Consider the following 7,879-nt stretch of genomic DNA (forward strand, 5'->3'; position numbering starts at 1 on the left):
GAACTTGTGTGATTCAAGTGGCGACAGTAAAGTCTGGATAAAAGAAGTTTTTTGGCTCTGGAATAAGGAGCCTTTTATTTTATGTCTGATTGGGATTTATGGAGAATAGTCATTGCTTCAGCTGGCCTAATAGCGATCTTAATTTTTATTTTACTGAAGGGCTCAGAATCCAAATTTAAAGGTTTAAATACAAAAATTCTTGCAAGAAGTGGTGTTTTTGCAGCGATTTCAATTATTTTATACATTATTCCTTTCTTTAATTTTAACATTCCCTTTTTCCCACCATTTTTAAATATTCATTTTGATGAAGTGCCGGCCTTGATTGCTGGATTTGCATATGGACCATTGTCCGCAACATTGGTTGTTATCGCAAAAACCATTGTTAAGTTACCAATGACTTCAACGCTTGGAGTTGGCGAATTATCTGATCTTATTGTATCTCTTGCCTTTGTGATTCCAGCTTCAATTTTTTATCGTAAAAAAAGAAAAGTTAGTTCCGCCCTTATTGGTCTAACGATTGGAACATTATGTCAACTTGTTGTCGCTTCATTTTTCACGACTTTTGTTATTTTGGACTTTTATATTTTCGTCATGGGGTGGAGTGAAGAAATGCTTCTTAGTCTTGTACAATTAGCCAATCCCGCCGTTACTTCTTTACGATGGCCGTACTTCTGGCTTATCGCCATTCCATTTAATCTCATAAAAGATATTGGAGTGGTGCTTCTCACCTTTCTTCTATATAAGAGAATGCATCTCTTAATTGATAAAATAGGAGCACAAAAAAACTAGGCGATGAAGCCTAGTTTTTTATATAAGTTATTCCTCAACGGAAATTGCACCAACAGGGCAGACATCAACTGCATCTTCGTCCGCGACACCGTTGATGGGTGTTGCTAGACCATCATCGTCAATCTTAATATCATCGGGGTAGGTTCCTGCGCAGGCTCCGCAACCGATGCATAAGCTTTTATCGATCTTAATCTTCTTTTTGGCCATCGATATGTCCTCCTAATTGTATAGGAAGATTATAAAAACAAAATTAAGATTTTGCAACAAATAGACCTTTCTTTTTCGCCTTTAACTTTCTGCGCAGAGCATTTTTTGTGGAAAAAGAATAAATATATTAAAAAGAGTCTATAAATTATTGTTTAATTTTAGTAAACTAAAAGGCATAAGGTTTATGGAAGAAACGAGAGTTGCAAAATACAAGAAATATCGTCAGTCATTAACTAAAGACAATTCTCCTGTTTTAGAAACCTCAAAATCGAATAAGAAAAAAGACAGCCCCGAAAAAGCTCTAAATACCACTTCTACTCTCCCCATCGATCAAGTTATTGACACCATTGAAGAGGATAAGAAACAAGTGGCTTTTTTAAAGAAGAGAACAAGAAAAAAGATTTTGATTATCTCTTCATTTTCTTTTGGCGCTTTTCTTATAGTTACGGGACTTGTATGGTTCGCTATTGTGGCGTTCCGTTAAACAAAAGGGGGCATTATGACAAAAATAGCTGTTGCAATTGATGGTCCAGCTGCTGCTGGAAAATCAACAGTAGCCAAAAAAGTTGCTGAAATTAAAGGTTTTACTTATATTGATACCGGTGCTATGTACCGCGCTTTTACTTGGTATTGCCTTGAAAAAGGAATTGATTGCCAAGATGAAAAAGCTTGTGTAAGTTTAATTCCTGAAATTCATATTGATCTTAAACCTAATCACATTGTCCTTTGCAATGGGCAAGATGTATCGCGAGAAATACGTGAGCCTCGGGTGTCTTCTCAAGTTTCTTATATTGCTTCTTATAAAGATATAAGATTAGCGTTAGTTGATTCGCAAAGAAAAATGGCTGAAAAAGATTCTGTTATTATGGATGGAAGAGATATTGGCACTTATGTTTTGCCAAATGCGGAAGTCAAAATTTTCCAAATTGCAAGTGTTGAGACCAGAGCAGTCCGCCGATATGAAGAAAATCTTGGCAAAGGCATCATATGTACTCTTGATGAAATTGATACCGATGTTCGCAAAAGAGATTATATCGATTCACATCGTGAATTTGCTCCTTTAAAAGCGGCCCCTGACGCAGTTTTACTGGATACTTCTTATATGACTGTCGATGAAGTCGTTCAAACTGTTCTTGATATAATCGACGAAAAGATGAAGGAGAAAGAAAATCATGCTTAATGGTATTGTTGCAATTGTTGGCTCACCAAATGTTGGCAAATCAACAATTTTTAATCGTATCATTGGCGAAAGACACGCCATCGTTGATGACGAAGCCGGAATTACTCGTGACCGTCTCTACGGAAAATGTGAGTGGTTAGGTCATTCCTTTTCCGTTATCGACACAGGTGGCATTGAAGTCGAAAATCGTCCTTTTCAGGAACAAATTCGTATTCAAACTCAAATCGCCATTGATGAAGCAGATGTCATTGTGTTTGTCACTGATAGTCATCTTGGTCTTACCTCTGATGATCGCCTTGTGGCAAAAATGCTTTATAAAGTCAAAAAGCCAGTTATTCTTGTTGTAAACAAAATTGATGAAGGAATTCATATTTCTGACACCCAAGAATTTTATGCTCTTGGACTTGGAGAACCCATTGCAGTGAGTGGTTCTCATGGTATTGGAATCGGCGATCTTTTACAAAAAATTGTCAAATTATTACCTGAAAAACAATATGAACTTCAAGCCGATCAGATCACTTTTTGTCTTGTTGGTCGCCCCAATGTTGGAAAATCTTCTATTGTCAACTGCCTATTAAATGAAGAAAGAGTTATTGTTAGCGATATTTCTGGAACAACCAGAGATTCAATTGATACCCCTTTTACAAAAGATGATAAAAACTATGTTGTAATCGATACGGCTGGATTAAAAAAACGCGGAAAAATTTATGAATCAATCGATAAGTACTCTGCTATTCGAGCTTTAAAAGCTATTGAAAGAAGCGAAATTGTACTTCTTATTGTTGATGGGCATCAGGGAATTATTGATCAAGACAAACACGTTATTGAATATGCTACTGAGTTACATAAAGCCATTATTATTGTTGTCAATAAGTGGGATATTGTTGATAAAGAGACCAATACAATGAGTGAGTTTACAAAAACCATTCGCAATGAATATAAATTCCTTGATTATGCGCCAATTTGTTTCGTTTCAGCGCTTAAAAAGCAAAGAATTGAAACCATTTTTAAAGCGCTAGACTTAGTCCATATTGCCTATTATACAAGGGTTAAAACAAGTATATTAAATGATGTCATTCAAGATGCTCAATTGATGAATCAAACTCCTGATTTTAATGGTGGTAGATTAAAAATTTATTATGCCTCCCAAGTCTCTGCTGCCCCACCTACATTTGTCTTATTCGTTAATAACACAAACTTTATGCATTTCAGTTATCAACGATATATTGAGAATCGTTTACGTAATACGTTTTCATTTGAAGGAACCCCAATAAATATTTTACTAAGAAATAAAAAGTAAGTCCTTAAGCGTACTTTTTGTTTATTTTTGCTTAGTTGTGTTAAAATAAAAATGTAGAGGAGATAATTATATGAAGAAACTCAACAAACGCGACCTAGTTGAAATCGTTGCCGAAAAAGCACATCTTTCAAAAAAAGATGCTCAAGCGGCAATTGACATTTCTTTCAAGCTGGTAGAAAAAGCCGTACTAAAAGGTGAAGAAGTCAATATCTCTAACTTTGGTGTTTTTTCCCCAAAAACACGTAAAAGTAGAGAGGGCACACACCCAAAGAAACACAGCCGAATTGTGATTGCTGAATCCAAAACCGTTGTGTTCCGTCCCTCAAAGAGTTTAAAAGCAAAGCTTAACAAATAAGGTAAGTTTTTAGGAAAGAATGAGACAACTTGTTGTCTCTTTTTTTCTGCCTTCTTATAATAAATGTATGAACAATCAATTTTTTTCTTTTCAAAGACTTCATGAAATTTTCGTTCATCATGGTTTCTGCCTCTATTTTGTGGGAGGAACAGTTAGAGACTTTTTGCTCTCATCTCCTCTTTTAGACTTAGATGTCGTTACTGATGCAACGCCAGAAGAAATGGAATCTTTTCTTGGATCGTATGACTGTGATTTTACCTTTGCAAAATATGGTTCAGTAAAACTTAAATTTGAAGGTTATTTTTTTGATGTTACCACCCTTCGAAAAGAGAAAAAATATATAGATGCTCGACACCCCAATAAAATTGTTTTTGTAAAATCATTAAAGCAGGATTTTATTCGACGTGATTTCACCATTAATGCTATGTATATGGACGAACATTTTCGTGTAATTGATTATTGCAACGGTATGAAAGACATCAACACAGGAATTATTAAAACAGTTGGAGAACCTTCATCGCGCATCAAAGAAGATCCTCTTAGAATCATTAGAGCGTTGCGGTTCGCCATTGACTTTGATTTTGTGATTGAAAAACATTTAGATCGTGCCATTAGACGAAATATCAAGCTGCTTTCAAAGATTAACCAAAACAAAATTAAACAAGATTTGCTCAAAATAAAAAGCGAAAAAAAGGAAAGAATTGAGAAAATTTTTAAGGAATATGATATTTATCATTTATTAGATATGATAGAGTAAATGCACAAAAACAAATATGGTATCTGAAGCTATTGATTTCCGTTTCCTCCTTATAGAGAACTACAAAAAATTAAAAATCAACGAAAAAGAGTTGGTGACTCTTTTTATGATTGATCATTTTATTAGTTCGGGTAATCCATTTGTCACTGCAGATCTACTCTCTTTAAAAATGTCTCTTGATGTTAAAGAAATTGATAAAACCCTCGTTTCTTTGTTAACCAGAGGATTTATTGAATATATCGCTCAAGGGAAAAAGACCATCACGACTCTCAACCCATTGAAAGCTAAACTATATCGAGAATTTCAGATCTCTTTAACCAAAGAAGATGAAGTAAAAGCCTCAAAAGAAGTGGAAACAGAACTCAATAACATTTTCCAAGAATTTAGCAAGATGCTAGGCCGTTCTTTGGCACCCGTTGAAATATCAAAAATTCGTGAATGGGTCTCCTATGGCTATTCGGATGAATTAATTATCAATGCTCTCAAGGAAGCTATGAGCAAAGGCAAAAAGTCACTTCGTTCGGTTGACAAAATTCTCCTTATTTGGTCTTCCCGAGATGATCGAGAGAACGAAGGAGTTTCATTAAAAAGTGAAGAATGGAATAAGTCTCTCGAAGAGACAATTCGTATCGCTAAGACTCCTTGGATTGACAAAAACGATGACTAAAGAGCAATATCGTTTATTACAAGACTATTTAAATGATCTTTTTCCAAATGCCGGTTGTGAACTTATTCACGACAAAGATTACGAATTTGTTATCGAAGTAATGTTGTCTGCCCAATCCACTGATATTGCAGTTAATCTTGTCTCAAATAAACTATTTAAAAAATACCCAACTTTATTATCTTTGGCTCAAGCTGATATATCTGAAATTGAAAAAATACTCCACCCACTTGGGCTTTTTAAAAGCAAAGCAAAAAATGTTGTTGGAATTGCTCAAAAAATAATTGAACACTTTAATGGAGAGATACCATCTGACAAAGAATTACTACAAGAATTGCCGGGTGTGGGAAACAAAACTGCTGGAGTAATACGAGCTGAGGTTTTTCATATTCCTGATTTACCTGTTGATACTCATATCTTGAGAATATGTCGGCGTCTTGGAATATCGAAAGCTTTAGACACTCCTCTCGCTGTAGAGAAGAAACTAAAAAAGGAAATAGAACAGTCACGATGGATACTTATTCACCATCAACTCATCCATTTTGGCCGATATTTTTGCACAGCAAGAAAACCAAATTGTGAAAACTGCAAATTAAATACTTTTTGCACAAAGAAGTAGACAAAATTTATTTTGAAAAATACTTCTCTTCAATAGCGATAAGGTAATCTAGACGAGGATTGAATCCTCTTTTTATTAATAATCCATTTTGGCAAACGGTGGTGAACGGGATAGATTTTCTCTCCCCGTTTTCATAGTAATTAATTACATAGGAGGCATCCAGTAAAAACACTTGATCGTGGTAGGCAAACTCGACAATAAAAAATGCAATTCCACCGAATTTTAAGACATTTTTTAAATGCTCAATTTGATGAGATGTAATATTTGAAAGAGGAAAGCTGCTTTTATTTTTGGTGCTCTTAGCTTCAAAATCAATATATCTTCCCTTATACACTCCGTTGTAGTCGGTGGTTGATTGTTTTTCGAAAAATGCATCGACAATTTTTGCTCTCTTTGAATAATCTACTTTCGCGACACGAATTGGAGTAGGACGTTTGGTAATCAGCAAGATGCCACTTCTCAAATAATAATCGTTTGATAGGTTAATATCTCCCTCTAGACTCATCCCTCGGTTGGCAGAGGAATAAGAAAGTTCTTGGGCGCTTTTTTTCTTCGTCTTTGGACAATATGTAAATTTTTCACCATTTGGGTATTTAATCATCATGCTAAATATTTTCTTATTTCTTCATCATAACTATCAAGAGTGATAGCTTCATTATTATTAAGTTTTTTTAATAACTCGTTAACAGGGGTTGGCAAATGCCCATATAAAGGAAGAGCTTTTTTGTATTGCTCGACAACAAGAGGAATATTTTTAAGAAAAGCATCATAAAGATTGGCTAAATTAATCGCGTCTATCGCTGGATCGTGGGCATCGCCAGCTAATTGTATATTAAATAATTCGCAGCAATGGACAAGACTGAATGGATTCCCATTACTATCACGCAAAAATTCATTTATGAATGCCGCATAGTCGATGTAATTCTTTTGAATCTGACTACAAATGTCTTTTGGATATTCCAAACTATGAGAAATCGATTGGCTCAAGATTCTCATGTCATGGTTTCCAAAGGTAATAAATGAGCTCTTTTTGAAAGACAAACCGGAATATTTTTTTAATTCCTCCATGGCTTTGTTAAATGTTACGCCTTTTTCCTCCAAGATATCATCGTTGATATTGGTTAATTCAGTTACATATTTTCCAACTTTATTTTTGGCTTTTACGTAAATTTTAAAAGGTGGTTTGCGGTTTTTAATTAAGCCTTTTTTATCTATTGTAACAGCGACCGCACCTATGGCAATCATCTCATGACTATATTGGGTTCCTTCAAAATCCAAAAATACGATTTTTTTGTGATGTTTTAGCAATTTTTCTATTTTTTTCATTTTTCTATAGTGATTTAGTTGCGTATTGATATATACTCTTTTTTCATTGAAAAAAGATTGAAATACCCTCTAATCTACTATATTATAAATGAAGAGGTTTACTAATGGCAATTAAACTTACTCTATGTTCTAAAGAAATTCTTGATACTGTCTTTACAGGAGCGGTCCATGGGTATAATTCTCTGGAAGTCGATTCCTTTCTAGACAATGTCATTCGGGACTATCAACTTATCGAATCAAATTTCTTGATTTCACAAAAAGACATTGAATCTATGCAAAATAAGATCAGTGGACTCGAAGAAAAAAACAAATTCTTAGAGATTGATAACAAGCGATATGAAGCCCGATTCGAAGGAATTAAGAACAACGATAAAAGTGTATCTGCTGATAATATAAACCTCGTGAAAAGGATTAGTGCCCTAGAGAAGTTCCTTTGGAAACAAGGCTTTAATCCAAATTCCGTCAAATAAATTTCGATCCGGATAATTGCTGACTTCGGTTAGAGGAAAGTCCATGCTCGCACAGGCTGTGATGTCTGTAATGATTGTGCTAGCGTAAAAAATAACGCTAGGTACGCAGGAGTGCGTAACGGCGGTGAATCACCTAAGGGAAACTATGGTGTGAAACCTGAAAGTGCCACAGTGACGTAGCTTATTGGGAAACCATAAGGTGGAACGCGGTA

Annotated in this window: 12 protein-coding genes and 1 other RNA gene; 10 read left to right on the plus strand and 3 right to left on the minus strand. The window is 34.9% G+C overall.

Annotated features, from left to right (window positions below; translation table 11 throughout):
• The first annotated feature begins 81 nt into the window (after window positions 1–81).
• On the plus strand, window positions 82–789 hold the full coding sequence (locus tag PHY73_08435) for an ECF transporter S component (protein MDD3375728.1): 708 nt from the start codon (window positions 82–84) through the stop codon (window positions 787–789).
• A 27-nt stretch (window positions 790–816) separates the two neighbouring features.
• Here PHY73_08435 and PHY73_08440 read toward each other — a convergent pair whose 3' ends face one another.
• Complete coding sequence (locus PHY73_08440) at window positions 817–996, minus strand: ferredoxin (GenBank protein ID MDD3375729.1); 180 nt, start codon at window positions 994–996, stop codon at window positions 817–819.
• 184 nt (window positions 997–1,180) lie between these two features.
• On the opposite strand from PHY73_08440, the gene PHY73_08445 reads away from it, so the two are divergent.
• The 7 genes from PHY73_08445 (at window position 1,181) to nth (ending at window position 5,871) form a co-directional block, all read left to right on the plus strand.
• Entirely contained in the window at window positions 1,181–1,480 is a 300-nt protein-coding gene (locus PHY73_08445) for a hypothetical protein (protein MDD3375730.1), read from the plus strand.
• Window positions 1,481–1,492: 12 nt separating this feature from the next.
• Window positions 1,493–2,176, plus strand: coding sequence for a (d)CMP kinase (gene cmk, locus PHY73_08450; protein MDD3375731.1), 684 nt, complete (start codon window positions 1,493–1,495; stop codon window positions 2,174–2,176).
• Window positions 2,169–3,476, plus strand: a complete 1,308-nt coding sequence (gene der / locus PHY73_08455; protein MDD3375732.1) for a ribosome biogenesis GTPase Der — start codon at window positions 2,169–2,171, stop codon at window positions 3,474–3,476. Before cmk ends, der begins: the two co-directional genes overlap by 8 nt.
• 70 nt (window positions 3,477–3,546) lie before the next feature.
• On the plus strand, window positions 3,547–3,831 hold the full coding sequence (locus tag PHY73_08460) for an HU family DNA-binding protein (protein MDD3375733.1): 285 nt from the start codon (window positions 3,547–3,549) through the stop codon (window positions 3,829–3,831).
• Window positions 3,832–3,898: 67 nt separating this feature from the next.
• Window positions 3,899–4,588: a hypothetical protein gene (locus tag PHY73_08465; GenBank protein ID MDD3375734.1), complete on the plus strand. Its 690-nt coding sequence runs from the start codon at window positions 3,899–3,901 to the stop codon at window positions 4,586–4,588.
• A 16-nt stretch (window positions 4,589–4,604) separates the two neighbouring features.
• On the plus strand, window positions 4,605–5,255 hold the full coding sequence (locus PHY73_08470; GenBank protein MDD3375735.1) for a DnaD domain protein: 651 nt from the start codon (window positions 4,605–4,607) through the stop codon (window positions 5,253–5,255).
• A complete protein-coding gene (nth, locus tag PHY73_08475) occupies window positions 5,248–5,871 on the plus strand; it encodes an endonuclease III (GenBank protein ID MDD3375736.1) in 624 nt (207 codons plus the stop codon). Before PHY73_08470 ends, nth begins: the two co-directional genes overlap by 8 nt.
• Window positions 5,872–5,878: 7 nt before the next feature.
• Here nth and recU read toward each other — a convergent pair whose 3' ends face one another.
• Together recU and PHY73_08485 are read right to left on the minus strand one after the other, a co-directional pair.
• Window positions 5,879–6,475, minus strand: a complete 597-nt coding sequence (recU, locus tag PHY73_08480) for a Holliday junction resolvase RecU (GenBank protein ID MDD3375737.1) — start codon at window positions 6,473–6,475, stop codon at window positions 5,879–5,881.
• Window positions 6,472–7,197 (minus strand): exonuclease domain-containing protein, encoded by a 726-nt coding sequence (locus PHY73_08485; protein ID MDD3375738.1) that lies wholly within the window; start codon window positions 7,195–7,197, stop codon window positions 6,472–6,474. Before PHY73_08485 ends, recU begins: the two co-directional genes overlap by 4 nt.
• 104 nt (window positions 7,198–7,301) lie before the next feature.
• Between PHY73_08485 and PHY73_08490 the strand changes: the two genes are divergently transcribed.
• Both PHY73_08490 and rnpB read left to right on the plus strand, forming a co-directional pair.
• Window positions 7,302–7,667: a DivIVA domain-containing protein gene (locus PHY73_08490; protein ID MDD3375739.1), complete on the plus strand. Its 366-nt coding sequence runs from the start codon at window positions 7,302–7,304 to the stop codon at window positions 7,665–7,667.
• Between the two features lie 4 nt (window positions 7,668–7,671).
• Window positions 7,672–7,879, plus strand: an RNA gene (gene rnpB, locus PHY73_08495) — RNase P RNA component class B; the annotation flags it as partial.

The sequence above is a fragment of the Candidatus Omnitrophota bacterium genome (genome assembly GCA_028693815.1).
Classification (GTDB): Bacteria; Omnitrophota; Gorgyraeia; order Zapsychrales; family Aceulaceae; genus Aceula.

Bases quoted from the DNA above. Each gene is read 5' to 3' on its own strand.
- PHY73_08460 (MDD3375733.1), top strand. From the start codon at position 3,547: ATGAAGAAACTCAACAAACGCGACCTAGTTGAAATCGTTGCCGAAAAA.
- PHY73_08470 (MDD3375735.1), top strand. From the start codon at position 4,605: ATGGTATCTGAAGCTATTGATTTCCGTTTCCTCCTTATAGAGAACTAC.
- PHY73_08490 (MDD3375739.1), top strand. From the start codon at position 7,302: ATGGCAATTAAACTTACTCTATGTTCTAAAGAAATTCTTGATACTGTC.
- PHY73_08445 (MDD3375730.1), top strand. From the start codon at position 1,181: ATGGAAGAAACGAGAGTTGCAAAATACAAGAAATATCGTCAGTCATTA.
- recU (MDD3375737.1), bottom strand. From the start codon at position 6,475: ATGATGATTAAATACCCAAATGGTGAAAAATTTACATATTGTCCAAAG.
- PHY73_08485 (MDD3375738.1), bottom strand. From the start codon at position 7,197: ATGAAAAAAATAGAAAAATTGCTAAAACATCACAAAAAAATCGTATTT.
- PHY73_08465 (MDD3375734.1), top strand. From the start codon at position 3,899: ATGAACAATCAATTTTTTTCTTTTCAAAGACTTCATGAAATTTTCGTT.
- PHY73_08440 (MDD3375729.1), bottom strand. From the start codon at position 996: ATGGCCAAAAAGAAGATTAAGATCGATAAAAGCTTATGCATCGGTTGC.
- der (MDD3375732.1), top strand. From the start codon at position 2,169: ATGCTTAATGGTATTGTTGCAATTGTTGGCTCACCAAATGTTGGCAAA.
- PHY73_08435 (MDD3375728.1), top strand. From the start codon at position 82: ATGTCTGATTGGGATTTATGGAGAATAGTCATTGCTTCAGCTGGCCTA.
- nth (MDD3375736.1), top strand. From the start codon at position 5,248: ATGACTAAAGAGCAATATCGTTTATTACAAGACTATTTAAATGATCTT.